General features: G+C 43.1%; 22 protein-coding genes and 1 other RNA gene. 10 read left to right on the top strand and 13 right to left on the bottom strand.

Going from position 1 to position 22,605, the window contains the following annotated elements; genetic code table 11:
• From ACLSU7_RS12960 to ACLSU7_RS12940, 5 genes are read right to left on the bottom strand one after another with little or no spacing between them, the layout of a single operon-like run.
• Window positions 1–930 carry an NAD-dependent epimerase/dehydratase family protein gene (locus ACLSU7_RS12960; RefSeq protein WP_413292307.1) on the bottom strand — a complete coding sequence of 310 codons (930 nt, stop codon included), beginning with the start codon at window positions 928–930 and terminating at the stop codon, window positions 1–3.
• Window positions 927–1,853 (bottom strand): transketolase family protein, encoded by a 927-nt coding sequence (locus ACLSU7_RS12955; protein WP_413292306.1) that lies wholly within the window; start codon window positions 1,851–1,853, stop codon window positions 927–929. The genes ACLSU7_RS12960 and ACLSU7_RS12955 overlap by 4 nt, the downstream gene beginning before the upstream one ends.
• Window positions 1,853–2,683 (bottom strand): transketolase, encoded by an 831-nt coding sequence (locus ACLSU7_RS12950; protein WP_413292305.1) that lies wholly within the window; start codon window positions 2,681–2,683, stop codon window positions 1,853–1,855. Before ACLSU7_RS12950 ends, ACLSU7_RS12955 begins: the two co-directional genes overlap by 1 nt.
• On the bottom strand, window positions 2,680–3,858 hold the full coding sequence (locus ACLSU7_RS12945) for a DegT/DnrJ/EryC1/StrS family aminotransferase (RefSeq protein ID WP_413292303.1): 1,179 nt from the start codon (window positions 3,856–3,858) through the stop codon (window positions 2,680–2,682). The genes ACLSU7_RS12950 and ACLSU7_RS12945 overlap by 4 nt, the downstream gene beginning before the upstream one ends.
• The gene (locus tag ACLSU7_RS12940; RefSeq protein WP_413292302.1) at window positions 3,851–5,350 is read right to left on the bottom strand and encodes a B12-binding domain-containing radical SAM protein; all 1,500 of its coding nucleotides are present in this window, start codon (window positions 5,348–5,350) and stop codon (window positions 3,851–3,853) included. Before ACLSU7_RS12940 ends, ACLSU7_RS12945 begins: the two co-directional genes overlap by 8 nt.
• A gap of 53 nt (window positions 5,351–5,403) precedes the next feature.
• Here ACLSU7_RS12940 and ACLSU7_RS12935 point away from each other — a divergent pair, with 53 nt between their 5' ends.
• Window positions 5,404–6,912, top strand: a complete 1,509-nt coding sequence (locus ACLSU7_RS12935) for a hypothetical protein (RefSeq protein ID WP_413292301.1) — start codon at window positions 5,404–5,406, stop codon at window positions 6,910–6,912.
• On the opposite strand, the gene ACLSU7_RS12930 is transcribed toward ACLSU7_RS12935, so the two are convergent.
• Complete coding sequence (locus tag ACLSU7_RS12930) at window positions 6,906–7,838, bottom strand: glycosyltransferase (RefSeq protein WP_413292300.1); 933 nt, start codon at window positions 7,836–7,838, stop codon at window positions 6,906–6,908. The genes ACLSU7_RS12935 and ACLSU7_RS12930 overlap by 7 nt on opposite strands.
• A 46-nt stretch (window positions 7,839–7,884) precedes the next feature.
• On the opposite strand from ACLSU7_RS12930, the gene ACLSU7_RS12925 reads away from it, so the two are divergent.
• Window positions 7,885–9,342, top strand: a complete 1,458-nt coding sequence (locus tag ACLSU7_RS12925) for a hypothetical protein (RefSeq protein ID WP_413292299.1) — start codon at window positions 7,885–7,887, stop codon at window positions 9,340–9,342.
• Here the strand turns inward: ACLSU7_RS12925 and ACLSU7_RS12920 are convergent, their stop codons facing one another.
• Entirely contained in the window at window positions 9,343–9,699 is a 357-nt protein-coding gene (locus tag ACLSU7_RS12920; protein ID WP_413292298.1) for a hypothetical protein, read from the bottom strand.
• Between the two features lie 47 nt (window positions 9,700–9,746).
• On the opposite strand from ACLSU7_RS12920, the gene ACLSU7_RS12915 reads away from it, so the two are divergent.
• Complete coding sequence (locus ACLSU7_RS12915; protein ID WP_413292297.1) at window positions 9,747–10,652, top strand: NAD-dependent epimerase/dehydratase family protein; 906 nt, start codon at window positions 9,747–9,749, stop codon at window positions 10,650–10,652.
• On the opposite strand, the gene ACLSU7_RS12910 is transcribed toward ACLSU7_RS12915, so the two are convergent.
• On the bottom strand, window positions 10,633–11,541 hold the full coding sequence (locus ACLSU7_RS12910) for a hypothetical protein (RefSeq protein WP_413292296.1): 909 nt from the start codon (window positions 11,539–11,541) through the stop codon (window positions 10,633–10,635). The two genes, ACLSU7_RS12915 and ACLSU7_RS12910, sit on opposite strands and share 20 nt — an antisense overlap.
• A complete protein-coding gene (locus ACLSU7_RS12905; protein ID WP_413292295.1) occupies window positions 11,538–12,347 on the bottom strand; it encodes an NTP transferase domain-containing protein in 810 nt (269 codons plus the stop codon). The genes ACLSU7_RS12910 and ACLSU7_RS12905 overlap by 4 nt, the downstream gene beginning before the upstream one ends.
• A 106-nt stretch (window positions 12,348–12,453) precedes the next feature.
• Between ACLSU7_RS12905 and ACLSU7_RS12900 the strand changes: the two genes are divergently transcribed.
• Together ACLSU7_RS12900 and ACLSU7_RS12895 are read left to right on the top strand one after the other, a co-directional pair.
• Window positions 12,454–13,179, top strand: a complete 726-nt coding sequence (locus ACLSU7_RS12900) for a hypothetical protein (RefSeq protein ID WP_413292294.1) — start codon at window positions 12,454–12,456, stop codon at window positions 13,177–13,179.
• Between the two features lie 121 nt (window positions 13,180–13,300).
• On the top strand, window positions 13,301–15,202 hold the full coding sequence (locus ACLSU7_RS12895) for a hypothetical protein (protein ID WP_413292292.1): 1,902 nt from the start codon (window positions 13,301–13,303) through the stop codon (window positions 15,200–15,202).
• Here ACLSU7_RS12895 and ACLSU7_RS12890 read toward each other — a convergent pair.
• From ACLSU7_RS12890 to ACLSU7_RS12880, 3 genes are all read right to left on the bottom strand, one after another.
• The gene (locus ACLSU7_RS12890) at window positions 15,153–16,583 is read right to left on the bottom strand and encodes a hypothetical protein (protein WP_413292291.1); all 1,431 of its coding nucleotides are present in this window, start codon (window positions 16,581–16,583) and stop codon (window positions 15,153–15,155) included. The genes ACLSU7_RS12895 and ACLSU7_RS12890 overlap by 50 nt on opposite strands.
• A 17-nt stretch (window positions 16,584–16,600) precedes the next feature.
• On the bottom strand, window positions 16,601–17,707 hold the full coding sequence (locus tag ACLSU7_RS12885) for a hypothetical protein (RefSeq protein WP_413292290.1): 1,107 nt from the start codon (window positions 17,705–17,707) through the stop codon (window positions 16,601–16,603).
• 282 nt (window positions 17,708–17,989) lie between these two features.
• Entirely contained in the window at window positions 17,990–18,526 is a 537-nt protein-coding gene (locus ACLSU7_RS12880) for a YceI family protein (protein ID WP_413292289.1), read from the bottom strand.
• A 237-nt stretch (window positions 18,527–18,763) separates the two neighbouring features.
• On the opposite strand from ACLSU7_RS12880, the gene ACLSU7_RS12875 reads away from it, so the two are divergent.
• Together ACLSU7_RS12875 and ACLSU7_RS12870 are read left to right on the top strand one after the other, a co-directional pair.
• Window positions 18,764–19,258, top strand: coding sequence for a DUF6789 family protein (locus ACLSU7_RS12875; RefSeq protein ID WP_413292288.1), 495 nt, complete (start codon window positions 18,764–18,766; stop codon window positions 19,256–19,258).
• A gap of 16 nt (window positions 19,259–19,274) precedes the next feature.
• Window positions 19,275–19,508, top strand: a complete 234-nt coding sequence (locus tag ACLSU7_RS12870) for a hypothetical protein (protein WP_413292287.1) — start codon at window positions 19,275–19,277, stop codon at window positions 19,506–19,508.
• A gap of 127 nt (window positions 19,509–19,635) precedes the next feature.
• Here the strand turns inward: ACLSU7_RS12870 and ACLSU7_RS12865 are convergent, their stop codons facing one another.
• Window positions 19,636–20,010 (bottom strand): hypothetical protein, encoded by a 375-nt coding sequence (locus ACLSU7_RS12865; RefSeq protein ID WP_413292286.1) that lies wholly within the window; start codon window positions 20,008–20,010, stop codon window positions 19,636–19,638.
• A gap of 344 nt (window positions 20,011–20,354) precedes the next feature.
• On the opposite strand from ACLSU7_RS12865, the gene ffs reads away from it, so the two are divergent.
• The 3 genes from ffs (at window position 20,355) to ACLSU7_RS12850 (ending at window position 22,600) form a co-directional block, all read left to right on the top strand.
• Window positions 20,355–20,453: signal recognition particle sRNA small type (gene ffs, locus ACLSU7_RS12860), an RNA gene on the top strand.
• Window positions 20,454–20,482: 29 nt separating this feature from the next.
• Window positions 20,483–22,267, top strand: a complete 1,785-nt coding sequence (gene dnaX, locus ACLSU7_RS12855; RefSeq protein WP_413292285.1) for a DNA polymerase III subunit gamma/tau — start codon at window positions 20,483–20,485, stop codon at window positions 22,265–22,267.
• 9 nt (window positions 22,268–22,276) lie between these two features.
• Window positions 22,277–22,600, top strand: coding sequence for a YbaB/EbfC family nucleoid-associated protein (locus ACLSU7_RS12850; RefSeq protein WP_142701864.1), 324 nt, complete (start codon window positions 22,277–22,279; stop codon window positions 22,598–22,600).
• Window positions 22,601–22,605 lie beyond the last annotated feature (5 nt).

Here is a 22,605-nt window from a genome sequence, read left to right as displayed (position 1 = left end):
CTATTGATTTGAATCTTCAGCCGTACGGCCCAAGATAAAAATGTCTTTTAATTCCTTAAGGCCGTCTTGAAGAGTGTATTTGCAGTTAAAGCCCGTGGCTTCTATTTTGCGATTAGAAATTACGTAATCTCTTTTATCAGGATCTTTCATTTGATTATTCGCGGTGATTTTAAGATCAGGGACGACCTTCGTTATTTCACGACAAAGCTCAAACTTTGTCATATTTGCAGAAGTTAAACCGACATTATATATTTCGTTCTTAAGGCTATTCCAATTTTCTAAAGCATGCTGATAAACTCTGGCGCCGTCTGCCACATGCAGGAAGTTTCTGCGAAAATGGCCTTCAAACAAATGTATCTCTTTATCTGTCTGCGCCTTCCACATGAAATCATTCACCAGAAGATCATAGCGCATGCGATAGCTTGCTCCGAAAAGGGTCGCAAAGCGGAACGAAACGGAATTACCATGATCAAAAACGGCTTTTTCTGTTTCTACTTTCAATCTCGCATAATGAGATAAAGGCTTCAAAGGGCTTGTCTCATCACAATGAGCTTCTCCGCCAACACCATAACCACTGTTAGTCATGGGAAATAAAACAGACTGATTCTTTGATAGCAGCTTCAATGCGTCAACAATGGCTTGATGGTTAATTGCGGTTGCGAGATCGGGGAACTTTTCACACACCGGAGCGCCGGTTAAACAAGCCAGAGGGATAAATGCATCTGCTTGTTGCAACCACTCTTGATAGGCAGAGTGGTTTCTGGCATCGGTTTTCTTTATATGAAATTTTTTGTTTCTAAGGTGGCCCTGAAAAACTTTTTGATTATAGCGAAAGTCATCCAGTGCAAAGATCTCGTGACCTGCTGCTAGCATCAGATCGACAAGTTGAGTTCCTTTGTAGCCAGCGGCACCGGTGATTAAAACCTTCATGCCATCACTTCTTCAAAGAATTCAGCGATATTCAGTCCCAGATCGTTTCTTAAAACCTCGCGGCCGCCGTATTTATAGGAGTAACCACTATCCATACTAAGCGCCATGCGTTTCACTGCACAATTTAAGTTCCAATCCACCACTGTCTCGGCGATCAAAGTACCTAGTCCACCGTTTTTAAAGTGCTCTTCAAGACAAATCACATGAGTGAACTGCTGAAGCTCTTTGCGCAAGCTTTCGTGGACTTTATCAAGCCTTGCAACCTCGATGATATTAAGCTCTTTATTCGACTTCATGATCTCTGGGATTTTCGCGACAAGGTTCCCGGTCGCCAATAGGGCCTTTAGTGATCTGGTTTTTCTGATGTATCTGAAACCCGTTGTGAAGTTCATTTCCGATTCGCCTGGAACATGCGGCAGCACTTCACGATCCAAGCGAATGTAGCGTGGAGTTTTAGGGTGCTCTAACACGTATTTGGCCGCGGCTTCAGCATTGAGGGAGCTAGAAATATTCAGAATTTCGATATTTGGAAATGCACGCATCACAGCGACGTCCTCAATGCCGTGATGAGTGGGACCGGAGTCTGCATAACTAAATCCTCCGCCAACGCCTATGATTTGTACAGGAAGCTTCATGATCGACATTTGCACGCGGATTTTTTCCAGACAGTTCACGGTGATGAAAGAGGCGATGGCAAACGTAAAGGCTTTCTTGCCTTCGAGAGCTAAGCCGGACGCCACAAGAATTGCGTTTTGTTCAGAAATTCCTGCATTATAAAATTGGCCTGGTAAATTGCGCCGGATTAAATCTAGCGCGGGAGCTCCCATGTCGGCAGAAATCAAAACGACGTCGCGATCGATTTTACCGCGTTCGTAAAGTTCAGAAAGAAAAGCATCTCGCTGTGACATTTCAGATTGCGACATTAGATGATTCCTTTCGCAAGATCCTTACGGGCTTGGTCAATTCCTTTTGGGCCTTGAGGTGGAACTCCGTGCAGCACTGGAATATGTGACATCGATTGAATGCCCGCTCCCTTAGTTGTCTCGGCAATGATCACTGTAGGCTGGCGATACTTGCGGCTGCGCAAGCCCTGCATGCTGTTGATAAGAGCTTCCATGCTATGGCCGTTGACCGTTATGACGTTAAAGCCAAAGGATTCAAACTTTTTATCAAGCGGCTCAAGAGCCACCATATTTTCTGTGAAATCAGTGGTCGCCATAAAATTACGATCTACGATCACAACTAAATTATTTAGCTGATTGTGAGCCGCGAACATCGCCGATTCCCAGATGGAACCTTCGTACAACTCGCCATCACCCAGAAGACAATAAACCATGTGCAAATCACGATTCATTTTAGCTGCGAGAGCCACGCCAGCGGCAACTCCCAAGCCGTGACCTAAAGCTCCGGTCGTCAGTTCAACGCCAGGAACACTGTTTTGCAAGTGCACGCCAAAGTTTCCATTTTTTTGCGCAAAACCTTGAAGCCAGTCTTTGGGAAAAAATCCTTTACTGGATAAGACACTGTAGATCAAGGGACTGCACTGACCTTTGCTGATGATCACACGATCGCGGCCGGACCACTTTGGCTCTAAAGGATTTACATTTGCGAGACCGCCGAAATAAAGGCTGATTAATATTTCAACGGCTGACATCGAAGATGTCACGTGTCCCGTTCCGGCCTCAATACACATTTCCAGCACTTCCGTGCGTGTGTCGTGGGCGAGTTTTTTAAGTTCACTATGGGTCATCATTTTGCCACCTCGTTCAGCGCTTTGCAGAGCTGATCAATCCATTTCATGGGTAAGGACGGAAAGTTTCCGATGTAAAATCCATTCTGATGGATTTGTTCAGTATTCACATATTTCGTAGGATCGATATCAATCCCTCTCGTTTTTAAAAAGCCTTGGCGAAGCTGATTACCGCCGCCTGACATTCCTCTCCGATACTCAACGCCCAAATCTGAAAGCACTTTTTCCACTTGGGACTTTAAGGAGCTTTTCTCGGAACGGATCTGCAGTAACAACGCATAGCTTGAACTGCCTTTAGTGTGATACTGCGTAAAGTAAGTTTTCTTATCTAGGCCTTTTAGAAACCTTTGCAGTCGCAGAGTTCTTTGCGCGTTGTTTTTATCCAGACGCTTTAATTGATTTAAACCTAAAACGGCACCCAATTCATTGTTGCGAAAATTAAAACCCACAACCGGAAAATCAAATTCTTTATAGACCTGTTTTGAATTATTTAAATGCTTTTGTAAATGAGCAGAATCAGTGGACTCGCGCAAAAGCCCGTGGCCTCTTTTAATTCGAACAAGTTGTGCGAATTCGGGATCATTCGTACATACCATGCCACCTTCGACGGTGGTCATGTGATGGCCGTAATAGAATGAAAAGTTCGAGGCAAACCCAATGCTTCCCACTTTTTTGCTACCCATCTTTGCGCCGTGGGACTCGCAAGCATCCTCGATTAAAGGTATCTTCTGCTTTTTTAATAAGTCGAGGAATTGGACATTTAAACCATTCAGACCCAGAATGTGCGTCAGAAATACGGCTTTGGTATTCTTGGTGATAGCTTTTTTTACGCCTTCATAATCAAGAGCTAATGTTTCTGGATTGATATCTACAAATACGGGTGTAAATCCATTTTCAATCACCGAAACGATATCAGACACCCAGGTTAACGGCGGAACGATAACTTCTCCCACACCAGCCATATCTCTAAGTGCAGATAGTGTCAGAAAGTTTGCTGCGGAACCTGAACTGACGAATATACTGTGCTTAACACCCAACCACTTTGACCACTCTTGTTCGAATTTCTTTACCTTTTCACCTTGAGTGAAGCGATCAGAAGTCATGATGTGCTTAACCAGTGCGGTTTTATCACCATCTGTGATATTATTCTGTATTAGAGGCCAACGAAAGTTATTCATAAGAAGCCTTCGCCAAGACCTTATCGAGAGAGTACTTGCGGCTTAGTTTTATCTTTTTCAGATTCTCTATGTATTCGAAAGTTTTTGGACCGAACTTGGATTTAATCAGATTCAAATAAGCAGGACTGTGGTGATATATGCTCCAAGCCTGATCACGGAAGGTCAGAACTTCAGCCGAGCTAATATGCTTTGTTGGTAAAGGCTTACAGTCATAAGAATGCTGACTGTAACCCAACCAGTTTTCTGGCAGTTCAATATTATTACGAACGGCTTCGCGATAAAGTTCAGAGCCGGGATAGGCCATAGCAGAATAGAAATTTGCGGTTTCAAGATTTAGCTCTACCGCCAAATCCAGACTTCTTTGCATGGTCTCTAAAGTGTCATCGGGAAGTCCAAAGACAAAATTCCCATGAACGTGGATTCCGCCGTCTTTAAGCATTTTGGTTTTTTCAAAAATATCGTTTTCAGTATAACGACCTTTGTTCACACCCGTTCTTACAGTTTGATCAAAGGCTTCGATACCCAGAACGATCCAGTTAATGCCGGCTTTTTTTAGCTTCTCCACGTGTTGTGGCTTCACTGTATCTATTCGTCCGAAAACCCAAATATTGAAATTATATTTTCTTTCAATAAGCAGGTCCGCGATCTTTAGGAAATGTTCTTCTTTAAGAACGAACATCTCGTCGGCGATTTTAATATTTTTTACTCCCATGGAGGCAAAGACATCAAATTGCTTAATAATATGTTCTGGCTGCCAATAGCGGAATGTGCCCTGTTTTCCGAAGGGCGCACTGATGCAGCAAAAACTGCAACGAAACGGACAGCCCAAACTTGTGTACACAGTCGCGTAAGGCTGACGATCTTCGATGTGATCAAAGCAATGCCAGTTGGGAGCTTTATAGTTTCCCGTCGGAAGTGATTGTAAATCAACCTCAGGAAACACAACGTGCAATTGATTTTGTTCAATAAGTGAAGCCGTCGGATTGTGTTGAATATTTCCGTCTTCGCGAAACCACAAGCCGGGTACTTTTTTAAGCGAATTGAGGTCTTTTAGATTTGCTTGTAATAAAGCATCCAGGGTTTTCGGCCCTTCGCCCTCGCAAACATAATCACAAACCTCGTCTTGCATCGTTCGCAGTGGCAAAGCCGAGATATGCCCACCGAGCATTATGATTTTTAATTGCGGATCAAGTTTCTTTAACTCTGTACAAAGATAGCTTGCTCCGAACATTGCTTGAGTGGATGCTGAAGGATGTTGTCCATAAACGACAATACAAATCAAACGAGGACGGAGATTGGAAATGCGATCATACGTTTGCGCGACGGTCAGACTTTCCGCTGCACAATCCACCTGGTCTGCCGAATGCCCGAGTGTTTTCATCGAGGCCGTGAGCATCCCCATCCACACTGGCATTTCCAGTGTAGCGACACCGCCACTCAAGTTTTGATAGACGTGTTCAGATATAGGTGGATTTAAAAATAATATATCCAAAATTACTCCAAAAATATTATTTGGATAAACAGAGCTTTGTGCAATAATTAATCATGTTATTATATTGCATTATATTCTTGCTCGTCGTGGTGTATTGGCCCGTCAGTATGTTCTGGGAACAAGACATTTTGTGGGCCCGTGGAATTTCCAATTATATCGATTGGCCCGTCCACTTTGCGCAAGCTTCGAAAGTGCATTATCAGTCGTTCATCGAATGGTACACCCACAATCCGTTCGTATATGGCGCGCGCAACACCTATCCATTCTGGGCAGATGTTCCATCCGGATTACTCCTAAGATTAGGCCTGCCGTTTAAGGCTGCATTTCTTATTCCTTCAGTTCTTTTTACGATATTATTTTTTTACTGCACATACCGATTTCTTAAGAAAAGAAGCTTCTCCAATAACTCGATGGCAGCGGTACTTTTTCTATTTCTTTTCGCAAGCATGCCAACGGGAGAAGGAACACAACCACAACTGTGGTTAAACACATTCAGTCCTAACCGCAGCCTTCTGATCACATTTTCTCTGCTTTTGGTCGTTTATGATATATTTAGCGATTTTTTAACAAGTCAGAGTGTGCCGAATTTGAAAACACGCGCGATGACTTGGTTCAAGCTGACTTCGATCACGCTGGTTATGTGTATGACCCATCCACATACTTTGCTGTCCACCGCCGTCCTTGCGACTGTTTTTTCGATCGCGATCTTTATAAAAAAGCGAAAAATTCCGGTTGAATCCATCGCCTGGGCGATTACCAGTCTTGCTATTATTCTGACGTTCAAGCACTACCTGTGGAGTGAGGCAACGATGGGTTACCCGATCTTTAGACCGAACTGGACACAAGAGCGTTTTGCGATCAGTCCCTGGATGTTTTGGCCAACTTACGGAGGCGTCGTCTATCTCTTGGGAATTTATTTTGGGATTGTCAAAAAACGCTATCTCGAGCTCGCGATTATTTTGATCTTAACTACTCTCCACCTACTCTTTCAGTGGCAAATCAACGAGTATGACAATATCAAGAATACCTTGATCATGATGTTCTTGTGCACAGTTCTTATCGTTGAGTTTTTTCCCTTTAAAAAGTGGTTGCCTGTGTTTTGCATCATCTGCGCTTTACCGTCATTGAAAGAGTGGACGGAAATTTACCCGCTGGCGACTCGAGAGGAAATGGCCCTGGCTGACAAGCTTCAAGCCGAAACACCAAAAAACTATGTGGCGATAATCGATAGTCGCCACAATCATCCGGTACCGATGTTTACTTCAATTCCCGTAATGGCATGGTGGGATTTTTATTCATGGACTTTGGGGCTTCGGAATAATCGCGAAACTATTTTTAGAATGGAAATGCTTCGTAAACCTCGCGATTTAACATTTAAGAAACCACTTCTCGTTATTTCAAGAGACGATGGCAGCTACTCAGACTATGAAACTTCGGGAAGATTTAAAGATTTAACGGGCGTGTATCTGCAATTTGATAAATCAGAACTTAAAGACCTTCCTGTTTTTGATGAAGGAGCTGGTTATAAGGTCTATCGCAAATTCGGAATAGAAGGTCAGTGACCTTCTATATTCACTTGTTCGTTCACGATATAATGAGGGCGGTTTCGAGTCGCGCTGTGTACTTGGCGGATGTAGAAGCCAAAGAGCCAGACAATATAAAAGAGAGCTGAGAAACCCACGCTCACAATCGTAAGCAGCAGACTGTTTTGATTAAAATTTCTGAAAACTGAAATAGCACTCCACAAAGCACTTACTAAAAATACGGAACCCATGAAAAACGGCAGGTGCAGTGGGAAATAAGAAAAATGCGTCCATGCTCTAAAAAATTCCAAGTAACTACGAGGACCGCCCAATGAGAAATTCGTCTCTCCGGCAAATCGCGGCTGTCTTTGGAACGGAAGATAAGCTTGTTTTAAACCGATCCAGTCCGTGTACGCTCTAAAGTAAGGATCAACTTCCCCAGACTTCAGAATTTCATTAACCGCACGTCGCGTGAGAAGTTTAAAGTTTCCACAATCAACTGAATATTTAAATGGATATGATTTCGCTAAAATTCTATAAGAAAGTTTTAGCATGAAGCGCTTGTAAAGCGTCTCGCCATGTCGTTCCACCATGTGAGTATTCACCACATCAGCTTGCGTGGATTTCCAAAGTTTCACCAGTTCTTCGAACAATTCTGGTGGGTCCTGCAAATCAGAATCCATCGTGATGACAAGATCCCCTTTGGCCACCTTAAGCCCGGCAAAAAAGCAAATATCCCGACCCATTTGACGAGTCATTTGTAACAGGCGAACGCGTTTATCGTTTTGAATAGCTTCTTTGATAAGGTGCGGAGAAAAATCTTTAGAATGATCGTCGACGAAGATCATCTCACCATCGATGTCGAAGTCTTGCTTAAGTTTATTTAAAGCTCCCGCACATCTTGAGATGAACTCAACAATGGTAGCGCCCTCATTCAAATTAGTAAGTACGACTGATAGAAGCATGTTATCCACTTTGCCATAGGGATTTTAATCATGCTAGCTTTAATGAATGAAGAAATTTGGAGTCGCGTTTAAGATCGTCTTTTACTATGTTATTCCGGCATTTTTTATCGCGAGCTATTTGTTCACGGCGGTCCAAGAAGTGCAGTATGGCTTGAATCGTGACTATGCTGAGGGAACGACGATTTCCTTTGTGGAAAAATGGAGAGCCAGCGAAAGTCCACGCGTTTTATATTCTGATGAGAATTTTGAACAAGGAAATATCACCGGATATCCGTTTGTTCATTTAGGTCTGGTATCCACTTTCAGTCACGATGTGGCCAGTGCTTTATCGAGCGGAAGAGTGCTATCCATTATTTCCGCTCTCCTTATTGCAGTGATGGCTTGGCTGATTCTCGCGAATTTTAATTTAGCGCAACTCATTCATCTTCCCTTGGTAATAACTATAATATTATATCAAACAGCTGTCTTTGATTGGTCCTTGCTGGCGCGAGCCGACATTCTTGCTGCGCTATTTGAGGCATTAGGCATATTTCTTTACATGCGAAGTTTCAAGGCCAGTCAAACTAACTTAGCTCCCTCGCTGATTTGCTTTATGATCGCATTTTTTTGCAAGCAAAACATCATTGCAGGATTACTCTTAGTTTTTTCTTTCGAGATGTTGCGCGCACCCATGCAAACTTTGAAAACCAGTCCGATCTATCTAGTAATTGTTGGCGCTGTACTAGGTGTTGTCACATGGGTGTTTGGACTGGGTTATTGGGAACACACTGTGACCCAACTTGGAGGTCAAGATTGGCACTTTTCCCGACTTGCGCAGATGCTTTCCAGTTATTTTGTGTCCCATCTTTATATTTTCATTCTTTCGCTAGCGGCGCTGTTCTTTCTGCCACTTGAAAAATCTCTTAAGAACTTGTTTATTGCATGGATTGCCATCGGATTCTTCCTGCTACTTTTAGGACTGGGTCGCGCTGGTTCTAACTACAACTACTTTATTACTTTGAGTATTCCATTGGGAATATTGACGTTCTTGAGTATTCAGCAACTAATAGGTACTGAAGCGACAGGTCGATCTATCGTGGCTATTGTTATCGTTGGCATTTTTATGTGTGCTGCCTATACTGAAAATCATGGGTTGGCAGGAAGGTTAACCTATCTTGATCACAGAGCTTGGCCGCCAACTCGGGCTGACGCTGAAAAAGCCAAGGAAAATACCAAATCTCATTTGGCAGCATTTTCTGCAACGAACCTTTTCTGTGATGAACCTGGGATTTGTGCCCTTTTAGGCTTCACGCCCGACTTTACATACTTTGAAAACAATATGAATAGTCGACTGAGTAGGCAAAAGAGTTTTGACCACTATGACACTTTACTCCTGACTGAGTATCCAAGCGAGAGTCTAGCTTGGACAAATTTTAAATTACCAGAGGGTTTTGTTAAGACTATTCACGAAAAGTATGAGCTTCGCAGAATTTCGGACTTGGGATTTATTTTCACCCGTAAATAACTATAAGAACTGGCAGCGGTTATTCTGAATCACTGCCACACGATCCAGAATGCAATTATATTTAAAGCCGAACCAACCCGGATTTTGAACCCATGAAACGTCTGAAATTTCTTTCTTAAAAAGGTAAGCTTCGGCGTTTGCATTCAACGCGGGCACACGAATCACAACCAAACCCGGCATAAGATCCCAGTCCGATTTTTCTCCCGATGGTGAGCATAGTTGTTGGGAGTACTGAATTTTCTCTAAGAGACAGGCTTTGTCTTGAGAAATGAAGTAAAAATAGCGATGGCTCGCAGCGCCTACAGCCAAAATAAACCCCAAAGAAATAAACAGAATGGTCTTATTCACTACTTTCATTCAGATTAATTGTTGCTTTCAGAACATCCTTAGTCACTAAATTAACTATGGTAAATAAGAAATTATTGCTACTGGGCAGCTCAGGATTAATTGGAAGTGCGATCTTTAGAAAACTCTCTGATCTAAAATCGTTTGAAACCCTCACACCATCTTCATATGAATTAGACTTGCGCGATTCCTTTGCAGTAGATCGATATTTTCAGACTCACAAACCCACGCACGTCATTCATGCTGCAGGTAAAAGCGGAGGGGTTTATGCTAACGTAAATAATCCAAGCACGTTCTCGGTCGAAAACACTTTGATGACAGTCAACGTCCTTCAATCGGCCTTCACTGCTCAGACGAAAAGACTTGTGCAATTCATTCCCTCTTGCGTGTACCCACTGAGTGCTGAACTTCCTTACAAGGAAGAATCCATTGGTTCGGGGCATATTGAAGAATCCAGTAAGTATTTTGCTTACGCAAAACTAAATGCGCTGATGATGGCCCAAGCTTTCAATCAGCAGCATAAGACCGAATTTATTTCCATCATTCCCAGTAACGTATATGGTTTGGCAGTTAAAACGGCTTCAGAAAACTCACACGTGATTCCCTCTTTGATTCATCGAATGTTGGTTGCAGTAAAAACCAATCAGAAAGACATTCAAATCTGGGGTGACGGAAAGAATAAGCGCGATTTCCTTTATTCGGATGATTTGGCAGAAGCTGCTTTGATGATTTTAAATCATTCTACTCCTCAGCCCGTTATAAATGTTGCAAGCGGCGAAGTAGTTTCGATTAGCTCGTTAGCTGAATTGATCCGCGAAACTGTGGACTACAAAGGCACTCTTAATTACAAGAACAATGGGTTAGCCGGAGCAGCTCACAAATATTTAGATTCATCAGCTGCGAATGCACTCGGCTGGAAAGCCCGTACGTCACTTAAAGAGGGAATCAGATCTTTACTAGTTTGATATTTGCGGGATGGCGCATGCCATCTGGAGGATTGAAAATGTCGTCTTCGCCATCGGGAGAAGTAACACGTAAAGATTTTCCGATTTTAAAAAAATGCTCGTTGGAAAGTTTTTGACGTTCAACCAAAAGATTCGCGTCATCTTTATAGATATTTGCATCGTACGATTTCAGTACGACATTAAGATCAATCGAGACTCTGGCACCAGCGCTGCTCGTGCGATGAGTTCCATGGAGCAACGACGAATCGACCATCAGCATATTGCCCGGGATATTATTAACATCTAATTCGGTGCTGTCTTGAATAAGATCTTGAGCTTCATGATAGCTGGAAAGTGGTTTTAGCCAGCTTGCTTCGAACCTCTCACCTGGCATCCATACTTTCAGCAAGTTATTTGAAAGATCACCCAAAATAGGAATGTGCAGTAATACCGAGCGCAAAGAACATCCCACCCAAGTTTCCGAATGAGGAAGCTCAGTTGGATAGGCTCGCGAATCAGATCCAGGCAAAGTTCCTTTTAATCGGATATTAAAGGGATATATCCAAAACTCTACCACATCCGCAATTTGGGATTGCTCCATGATTTCCGCAATTGTTTGGTGAACCTCGGTAAACTTGTTATCGCAATAAGATTTTGGAATGACTATTCCTGAAGTACTGATGTTCTTTGCCTTTGTCGGGAATTCTGTCAGTGCTTTTTGCAAATCACCTTCGTGGAACTCATTTGATCCGCAAGACGCCTTCAGATATTCCTGAACCTGAATTTGTAATTTAGAGAATAAATGACAAGGAATTCTAAAGGTGGCGGTTAAGGGAGCTTGCGATCTAAATCCGGTACGAGAAATAGCTTCGTCAAAGAATTTCTTTCTCTGAAGATGATAGTCGTTCATACCGCTTCCTTTTTAAAGACTTTTTCAAGATGTTTAAATCCGGCTTCAGTTCCAAAATCAATCTCGGCGAATGGATAAGCGGTAAATTTAGATCGGATTTTGATTTTATTAAAGACATCTTTTTCGTAGGAACAAGAAGGCGGTAGACCAAGGCTTGGCCAGTTATGAACAAGTTCAGAGCTTAAAACCGACAAGCCCGTGTATGTATAAGATGGCGTCTGATAAAGATCCGGCCAAGCATGCGTTATTCTCTCAGAAATCTCATGAAATGAGGATTGTGCCGCGTGTGTTCGCATAAATAAAATAGCATCTCTATGTTCTTGTAATTGTGATTTCACTAGCTCAAATGGATTCTCTGAGAAATAAGTATCAGCATTCGCCAAGATAAAATATTTTTCTTGCAGATAAGGAGCTGTCAATGTCAACGCCCCACCTGTTCCCAAACGAACTTTTTCCTGCGGAAAGGAGAACCGCATTGGATAATTCAATTTCCGAACTGAATTTTCAATAACCTCGCGATTGGGTCCACCCAAAATGATGACGTGTTCGATCCCCGCTGAGTTCGCCTGCGCAAGCAAGTAATCCAGAAACAATCGACCCGAGAATTCGGTCAAGCATTTCACATGCCCTTGAGAATTCAAAAAACTGTTTAGCCGAGAAGCTTTGCCTCCGGCTAAGAGAACTAAAGTTTTTGATTCCAATTCCGAATTTACCAAAGTAGCATTTCCCTGAATGGTATTTAAATCGAGTATTCCATATCGCATAGGTTTAATTGGAGGCGGAACAGATCTGCCTTTTTTTACCAACAAACATGGAACCGAGATCATCAATGCTTCGTTTAAAGCCTTCTCTCATTGTGAAATTCGAAAAATCCAAAGTCCACACATTTTTATTGAGACCACTGATTACAAAATGCAGGTTCAGATCGATAAACTTCCAGAGATGGTGTTGATTTCGAAGGAAGAGTTTCGAATCAGCCTGGCTGTTTTGAATAATTTTGCAGATATGATCACATCTCTGGGCGGAGGTCTGCACCTTAAGACTTATTCGGAGTTTGCACCGCAAACGGGTTTGGGCGGAAGCTCTGCCCATCTGATTGCAGTTCTTAAGGCGTGCTTGGAATATCTAAAACTTAGCTGGAATGATATGCAAATTTTGGACTCGGCACATTCAATTGAGCGAAACACCTTGAGTATATTTGGTGGGTTTCAAGATTTCTATCCGTGTCTTTACCAGGGTGCGCATCACCTGTCGAAAGACCCGGGATCTGAGATTATCCACCGTTCGTTGGATGGAAATTTTTTGAATGAGCTAGATCTGTCGTTCTTTTTAATGGAATCATCCCCTGTAAGTTTTGGCGAAACCGAATTACCTGAATTGAACTCCTTGAAGACCCAAAAGGAATTAGCCCATCAAGCCGCAAACGCTTGGAAACTAGGCCAGCATTCTACTTTTAAAAATTTGCTCCAAGAAAGCTGGAAAGCCAAAGCACCTTCAGCCAAAAGTATTCCTTATGTTTTCGCCACAAAAACCTGCGGCCTTTCAAAACGAATGAACGTTATCGCTGTGGAAAAATCTCTGGAAAAATCCTTCACCGAAAGCAGTGGCCATGCAGCTCGCAAAATTGAATGGCATTAAACCGTTCATACTAAAGCACTTTGAGAAATTGATTTTCTTAAACTGTGTCGCCGCAGCCCTAACAATGTATTTCCATGACATTCTATATTCGCTGGATGGCGGAGGCAGATACGTTAGCGCGATGGATTTATGGGAGGTAGGACTTCATGGATATAATGATCATTACTTTTTGGGTGGAATTCAGAACCTTTTTTATCCCCCCCTTCATGATTTGATTCTAAGCCCTTTGATAAAACTATTCTCTACTGCCTTTGGTCAGGAATTGAACCATAGATTACTGTACAGTATTTTCGTATTCTGCATCTTTACGTTCTTTATCTCGACTATTTACAATCTTTCACGCCATCTTCAAGCTATTGGTGCTAAAATTTTCCTTTTGATTTTTATATCGTGGATGCTTTCTCTAAATATTTATTCATACGAAGAAAACTTTGGCTTGTTTCTCAATTTTTACAAAGTTCCACACACAATCTACTATCAAGGATTAAGTTTTCAGGACATCTTTATCACTGGTTTGATGAACCAATTCTTGTCCGCAGGCTTTCTAATTCTTAGCGTAGTTTCCATATCAAAGAAGAAGAATACGAAAACAGCTATCTTTATTGCACTGACCATACTGTCTCACTTCATCTTCGGCTTGGTTGCAGTACTTTACTGCATCGTTATGAAAATCCTTGAGAAAGATCTAAAGAATCTTTTCTATATTGGAGTAATTTGTTTTGGATTGACAGCAATGTTCCTGATTCCAATGTCCGTCTATCGTGAATTCCTTGTTCATCAGATATCCTTACCTAAGAAAACCGCTTTCTGGTTATCGATGGTCGCGTTTCTATTTTTATTCTTTGAAAAACCTAAAACTTCATTCTGCCTTTCCTTCACTGCACTGCTGCTAGCCGCAATAGTGGGGTATGCAAAAACTTTCCAAAAGTTTGGACTGCCAGTCATACCATTTCACTATTATCGCCTTTTATATCCAACTCTTCTTCTGGTAATTATAGCCGTTGCTTTTGCTCTGAACGAAAATACCAGTAAAACCCGGAAATCTCTTTTGGTCGCAGTTTTTTTAATCTCTTGGTTTGGAAACTTCGGCGGACATCTTTATTCCCAGAATATTTTCACGACCTACCAACCAAAGTTGGAAAGCATCACTCCATCCGTGGCCCCAGATTTTGGAAAAGGTCGCTCTTATATGTTCGGTTTCGCAAGACCTGTCGATTTTGCGATGGAGATTGCTGCCCATGTAAACGGCTATCGGTCCTTCTTCACAAAAGGCCTTTACTGGGAAAGTGCCCCCGCAAATCGTAACATTTCTGCAGCGATCTTCAAAATGATGGGCCCCCCGACAGTCCTTGAAAAAGAACAGCCGTTTGAATTCGAACATAAAAGCTGCGAGTTTTTCACCTGCTTTTTTAATTCTTTTCTAAATATGACTTCCGCTACCGAAGTTTGGATGCCGTCCAAAGAGTCGCTTATTCAGTTCTTTCAAATGAACTATGTGGAAAGACGGAAATTCATTTCCTGCTATGATAATATCCTACGATCGCTTCAACGTACTGATGGAGAATTGAAGTTTGAATTAATATCTGAAGCTCGCTACATCAATCACAACACTTCGATCGTAAAGCCTTATGATGCAAACTCTCACCCGACGACCGTTTCAGAAATGGAGAGAATGTGCGACGCGAACTCGATGAGCGATGGACGAGTCGATGGAAAAAGTTCACCTCAAATCACACGTAAATCCGCCGGAAATTATTCAATAGATCTACCTAATACATCAGGTACATTCCATGTCTCGCTTCAATATTTTCCAGGACTGGTCTATGATACCGAAGGCAAGAAAGGTGTAACACCTGAAGTTCTGCCCGAGGGAATTCTAATTACTGGCTCTGGACCGACCGATCTGTATTATTCGCGACCGGCAGTTATGTGGATCAGTTACCTAATCACGGCACTTACGATTCTGTGGGTGATTACAGCTTTCCTGGTACAATCAAAAGGTAGTAGTCGTTCTGATAGCTAGGACGATATGAGTTTTCAATGGCTTTTAGGATATTGTCAGAAAATCTTTGAACTGTTGGAAGATATTTATTTCTTTCCATCACGATCATTGCGACTTTCTTTTCCTCGATGTCTTTTATGAAAAAGAACTCGTCTAGTTTTCCGCGTGATACAGCTTGTTTATATTCAAACGGGAAAAATTCAATGTCTTTCCCTGCAAACAACAAAAGCGCCGGATTATCAGACCACACTGGTCCATCCGCGTTTTTAATTCTTTCAATTACAATTTCTGTGCTTTGCTTTACTTCTTCCGACCAAGCCGTTACGAAAACCGGGATACCAGGATCATTTAAGAAATAGGTTCGATAGCGCATGTTTTGCCAACATGTCGCAACGATTAGAACGGCGGCAGCAAATGACCATACCCAGGATTTATTCAAAGCCTCAATTCCGCGCATCGTTAGCAAAGTTAGAACTACACAAAACTCGAGAAGGAAATTGGAACCGCTACCCTCTCGACCCATACCCCAAACATAGATCAGCGAAAAAAATCCAAGAATGATTATCAGTACATCGCGGGGGCGCAACTGAAGTTTAGAAGCTCCGAATGCAGTCACCGCCAGAATTCCTAAATGGAACAATCCGTTTTCTTTTAATGCTATAAGCAGACTTGTGAAATCATAATTATTGTTATTCGATGAGAAAAGATGTCCCCATAGAGTGTTCTCACTGAAGTAGTTCAAGGACATGAATCCTGAGACCAGTCCCACCACAAATACGATCCAGGACTTCTCGAATTTTCTGTGAATTACATCATACAAAAACAATGAACATGGCACCCATAGAGCCGTTTGCTTTGTAAAAACCGCCATTAAAAAACAGATCATCGCGATGAATCGAGAACTGCTTTGATTATTTTTCCGCAAATACAGAATAAGTCCCGCCATTTGGAAAAATAGAGCAAGGCCATCTAGTCTTCCCATTCCTGTCCAATTGAAAACGGGATACCAGGAAATCCATAACAAAAAAGGCAAAGCCCAATCGATGGCTGATGCTTTTTCACTCTTTCCGTCGACATAAAACTTGGAAATGAGCGCGCCGGTAAGAAGCAAAGCAATTGTATTCAGTATTCGCGCTTCCCGAAGCCAAATGATGGGTTCGGAACCGAACAAGCTAATGATGGATTGGAAAAAGGGCGTATAAGAGAAGTAATTAGCAGAATCAAATGCAGTAGCGCGATACGGGAAGAATCCGTCGAACAAAATCTTCACCTGATAGAGAATCGTCGACTCACCATAGTCAATTGTGTAAGGAAACCGAATGATCTGAAAAGCTCTTGCTACCACCGCGACATAGCAAAGTAAACCGTAACCCAAAAATACGAGGGTCAGTGGTTTTAACATTTTCGGGTTAAGTCGCATTACAAACCTTTGTTACCACAGGATACTGCTGAATCATTCACACATGCGCCATTGCAATCAAAAAACTTAACAATTGGAGCAGATGATGACGGAAAATTTACGGTAGCTGATCTGTCTGGAATTGTGAATGCCGGAATTGTGTGTGATGGCACTGTGTAGTATGACGTCGAGGAAGATGGATTTGTACCGGAACCACCACTGGAGATAGCAATTGTCGTTCCAGGAATAGTTTGCGCCGGAATGGTAGTACCAGGAATAGTAACTGTTTGAGCACCACCGCCAGAAGTCTGCGTTCCTGCGGTACAAGCTCTTGTCTTACAAGTTGTATCTGTAGTTACTCCACCATAACCTTCGCATGATTGATTAGATATTTCATAGAAGGTCTGACACTGGGCATTTCCTCCGCCCGTCGTTTTCATAATTTGCCCAGTGGAATTACCGCATGCTTTGGCGTAAGCCTGTTGAATACTTTTACATGTCCAAAAGCCATTCTCTACCACTTGAGTTTCGCCATTTAGACAAACATACGCACCAGCGTTGTTACCGAAACAATTTGAAACTGTGCCGCCTGCGGCAATTGTATTGTTCGTTATAAAAAACACTTTTCCAATATCGACGGATTTTAGATCGATACTGCCGGGCATGATGGTTTTTGGGCGGAACTTAACTTTAACGGTGGCTACATATAACGTTGCTGGTGGCGTGAGTGTTGCTGTTGGTACTACCACAGGATCGAAAGCTCGTATCCATTCCGTAGTCAGACCAAAGCCTGGCACGTCCATGCCTTCAACCACAGGAACTTTCTGCCCTGGTGGAGAGGCCGTAGGAGGTTTATTGTTATCCAGATAAAAGCCAACACGAATTGTTTGCGCACCATTTTCACCCACTGGCACACCAGTCGGCGGCCCAAATTGGGCAAGTCGAACGGATGTCTTGCAAACCTCTGAGGAAGAAATAATAGATTGAAGAGATTGGGTGACGGCTGCTCTTTCCATTGAGTTTCTGATTTGAGCTGCTTGCCTATTGGAATTGACTCCCATCTCGGCCAATACCAAGCCAAGAATTGTTGCTAGTCCAAATCCAACTAATACCTGCACTATGCTCATCGAATCCCCTCAGAACGACCTAGATAAATGACTCCAAAAATTGAGCTCTTTAATTATGAGAACACTTGAAATCATTGAAGTAAATACTTAAATATTTACGTATCAGACTAAAACACAGGGTCTTTACACTATTCGTATGATGTATGCAGAAGAGTATATTTTTTGAGTGTTTCCCAGACAAGGAACGAACAAACGGACGGGATAATTACAAGGGAAAAAAGAGAACGGCAGCCTCTAAAGTTAAAGCTGCCGTTGTTTAATTCTGAATGGAAATTTTAACTGCTATTTGTTTTTGGCGAATTGAATATCAAGGCTGATAGTCACATCATCGCCTACCAAAACACCACCCGCTTCAAGGGCTGCATTCCAATTCAAACCGAAGTCTTTACGTTTGATTTTAGTTTTCGCAGACAAACCAATCTTAGTATTTCCCCAAGGGTCCGTATGTTCTGCGGAAGGTCCCTCAACTTCAAGAACAACTTCTTTGCTTACACCACGAATAGTAAGGTCGCCGGTAACTTTAAGTTCATCCTCGCCTGCACGCTCTACTTTTTTAGATTTGAAAGTGATCGTTGGGAATTTCTCGACGTCAAAAAAGTCGGCACTTTTCAAATGGGCATCACGTTGAGCTTCGCGAGTATTAATACTTGCAGCCTCGATGCTTGCCTCCACCACAGATTTGGTGATGTCTGAAGAATCAAGGGAAAGAGTTCCACTGATTTTTTCGAAGCCACCATGAACTTTGGCGATCATCATGTGTTTGATGGAAAAGTTTGCGCTGGAGTGAGAAGGGTCGATTTGGAATTTTGCTGTAGTCATAGTGTCCTCCTAAAGACTTAAGTATTTGCTACTCCCTAACTATCGTCCAAAAAAGATTGTCGCGGCAGAGGACGGTATCGCAAATCATTGTTGCAATTCTGTACCCCCTCAAAAAACCGGTGGGCCAGACCTACGTTTACGGAAAAATTGTTTTCCCGCAAGAGTAACCACTGATCCGTTGAAACAAAATAAATTGGAGTAAAATGAAACAGACATGAACTCTGATGAGGAGGTTTTATGAATGTCTTGTTTAGAGGATTATGGGCAAGCACCATGGCGACCAGCACGATGAGTTATTCGCTGTTCGAAGCATTCAAAAGATTCACTCTCCGTGATCGCATCAAACCTTTGCCACAGGCTCAGGTCGCAGCAACGGCTCTTGAAAAATTGCACATCCCAAAATTGGGATCGGAAGCTCAGCAAGAAGCAGCAATGATTTCGCACTATGGATACGGCGCTGTCTTCGGGATTGCTTACGCTTTATTGGCCTCAAAAATTCCAGGCAGCAATCCGGTGATCAAAGGCTCACTGTTCGGATTAGGAGTATGGGCCGCAAGTTATTTCGGAATTATTCCCGCATTCAATCTTGAACCAAAGAATAGAAAACAAACCACGCAAAGAAAATCCCTGATCATAGGCTCGCACATCATTTGGGGCATCGGTATGGCCATCGCTGAAAACTCTTTAAGAAAAAGAGGAACCCGCATGCTAGATGCAAGACATCGCACCTAAGTAAAGGAATGCAAAAATGAAAAACTCACAACACCGCGAAGAGATAAAAAGAAATATCCCCCAAGAAATAATAAAGGCCGAAAAACACGATAGCCGTCCCACACAAAATCACACACCCGACGGCCCAGCTGAGGAATACATCAACGAATCTCGAAACGACAGCAACGAACCGCCACCATTTACGACCAAACTATTAACTCAAAAGAAAAAAACCAGCTTCTGGGATATTTTCAAATCCCGCAAAAATTAAAAAAGCCAAACTCAACACGAGTTCGGCTTTTAAATATAATCAAAATTTATTGGCTCAAAGTAAGTCCGTACTTTGTAAGGCCGTACTTTTTTATAAATCCGGAGAAAGTAAGTCCGTACCTTTTAAACTACTTAACTTGAATCTTAAGTTTGTATTGCGCTTTTGAGCGGCAAATACTCTCAACACCTTCAGTTGAACAAACCATCTTCCCACAATTCATAGTAAGAATGCGGTTTTCCTTATTAAGCTCCTTCAACTCTTTCTTCCACTCCGTACAAGCCTTCTTCCAGTTTGCACGAGCCTCTTTAATCAAAGTAGCCTCATCACCCTCAACATCATCCTCACCAGAAGTAATCTCAAATTTATTCTCAGTCGAAGAAGACCCCTTCTTAACAGAAATAGTAGTCTCCCCCTCATCAGCCGGAATATCCTTAACCCCAATTGACTGAGCAAACGATACAGAAACCAAAAGCGAAATCAAAAGTCCCAAACCAAATTTCATAAAGATTCCTCCAATCCCAAAATCCTACCACTCCCCCTAAACCAGAAAAGCAATAACACCCCACCCCTCCAAACCACCCAACGCACAACGTTAAATCCCCAAATCTCCCATGGTTCCGGTCTATCCAACTCTTTCTTACATGTAACTTCGATCCATCGAGGAATTTTCCGAGTGAAGAGGCTCTCGGAACGACCTCCGCGGGGCCTGGATGGCCCCCTCCGAAGGAGGAGCGGCAAGGGCAGGAAGCCCGGGTCGGAACGAGAGCCTCTTCACTCGGAAAATTCCTCGATGGGACGACGAGTTATCGCATGTAACCGAACCCCCAGTAGGATAGACCAATCCATGGCCGGGTCCCATGCAATGGTTCCCTTGACGAATCCCGCTAGGTCCGGAAGGAAGCAACGGCACTCGAGGGGCTATGTGATATGGGGTGCTCGGCCACTTTTTTGTTTTAAGCAGTTCGGAGAATGTTTTGTCTTATCAGGTGATTGCGCGCAAATGGCGTCCCCAATCTTTCACTGACGTAGTCGGACAGAATCATATTACCCAAACGCTGGCGAACGCGCTTAAAAACAACCGCCTTCCTCACGCACTTCTTTTCACAGGTCCCCGTGGTACTGGTAAAACTTCATCCGCACGTATTTTGGCGAAAGCTTTGCGCTGTCCAAATGCGGTGAACTTTGTTCCTTGTAACGAGTGTGACTCTTGCCGTGAGATTGCAGCCGGTAACAGCGTCGACGTCATGGAAATCGACGGAGCTTCTAACAATGGTGTCGATTCCATTCGTGAACTTCGTGAGACAGTCGCGTTCATGCCGACCAGCGGAAAATACAAAGTTTATATCATCGACGAAGTTCACATGCTTTCGACAAGTGCCTTCAACGCCCTTCTAAAAACTTTGGAAGAGCCGCCAGGTCACGTGATCTTCATCATGGCAACAACAGAGGTTCACAAAATCCCACAAACGATTTTGTCTCGTTGCCAACGTTTCGATTTCCGCAGAATCACCACTCGTCAAATCACTGAGCGCCTAAAACTGATCTGCGATCAGGAAGGCGTGCAAGCTGAAGAGGAAGCTCTTTGGGTTGTCGCTCGCCAAGGTGATGGATCAATGCGTGACTCGCAAAGTTTGCTGGATCAAGTAATCACTTTCGCCAATGGTCCTTTGACTCGCACAAATGTTGTTGAGATTTTGGGTCTTACTGATCGCGCGTTGTTGTTTGAAACACTGACGGCATTGGTTGAGCGCAATACTCTTGATATTCTGAAAGTGATCGAGAAAATTTCCACGGCGGGCTTTGAACCGCATTTATTCTCTCAAGATTTACTGGAAATGATCCGCAACCTGCTTTTGGTTAAAGTCTCTGAAACTCAAGCTGCACAAATTCTGGAAATGCCTGACACTGAATTGCAGGCTTTGAATGATTTGTCTCAACGCCTTTCTGAAGAAGACATCCACATGCTCTTCGACATGGCGTTGAAAGGCGGCAGCGATATTCCGCGCGCTCAAGATCCTCGCATTGTGCTTGAGGTGATTTTGCTTCGCATGGCGTCTGCGCCGAAACTTGCGGACCTTAAGACTTTGTTGGCGAATGGTCCCCAAGCTTCTCACAGCGCAGGTGGGGCCAGGCCCTACGTTCCGCCGGTAGCTCCACCCGTTCCAGGCCACCAGCGACTGAAAGAATCCCAATCCGTTCCTGAAGTTCCGTCAGGTTTGGAAAAGATGAAGGCGACTTTCGAGCACCCTGCTAAGAAAACTTCTGATAACAAACCAACAACTCCGGTTCCGGCTCCCGTTGAGGAAGCTAAACCAGAAGTTCCAAAACTTGCATCAGGTGCGAACCCACAAGAACGTTGGATGAGTTTTGTTGAGTTGCTGCGCCAGGATGACGCTTTGTTTGCGGCAAAAATTGAGAACCTTCTGTTCGTAAAAGAAGAAGGCAAACTTTTGACCCTGGGAGTTCCAACAAAGTTGGTGTTCCTGAAGGATCAAATGGCCGATACTCAGGTGCGTAAAAAGCTTCAAGGATTTATTGATTCGTACTGGGGCGCTGGGTATTCTTTTGAAGTATTGATGAAGGGTGATCAAACGGGCGAATCAGCTCAGGCTCTGCAACAGAAAAAAGTGCAGCTGGCTGAGGATGAAATCCGGACCAAGATCACTAACAACCCGATGGTTAAAGCAGCCCAGGAAGCATTCCAGGGTCAGATTAAAAACATCGTAGAACTAAAGCGCGACAACGCGCCTAAAAAGTAAGGAGAACTTATGAAAGGTCTTCCAGGCGGAATGGCTGCTTTGATGAAGCAAGCTAACCAAATGCAAATGAAAATGAAAAAAGCCCAAGAGGAGCTTGCTAAGGCTGAGTACGAAGCAACTTCTGGTGGCGGCGCTGTCACTGTAAAAGTTAACGGCGACCACATGATCACTGATTTGAAAATCAGCGCTGACGTTATGAAAGACGGCGACGTGGAAATGCTTCAAGATATGATCATGACTGCAACTAACGAAGCAGTTAAAAAAGCTCGTGATATCTCTTCCAAAGAAATGGAAAAAATCACTGGCGGCATGAACATCCCAGGTATGTTCTAGTCAGA

This window comes from Bdellovibrio sp. HCB185ZH (assembly GCF_047302455.1).
Lineage (GTDB): Bacteria > Bdellovibrionota > Bdellovibrionia > Bdellovibrionales > Bdellovibrionaceae > Bdellovibrio.
The sequence above is the reverse complement of the archived record's forward strand: the minus strand, read 5'-3'. Positions and strand labels throughout refer to the sequence as shown.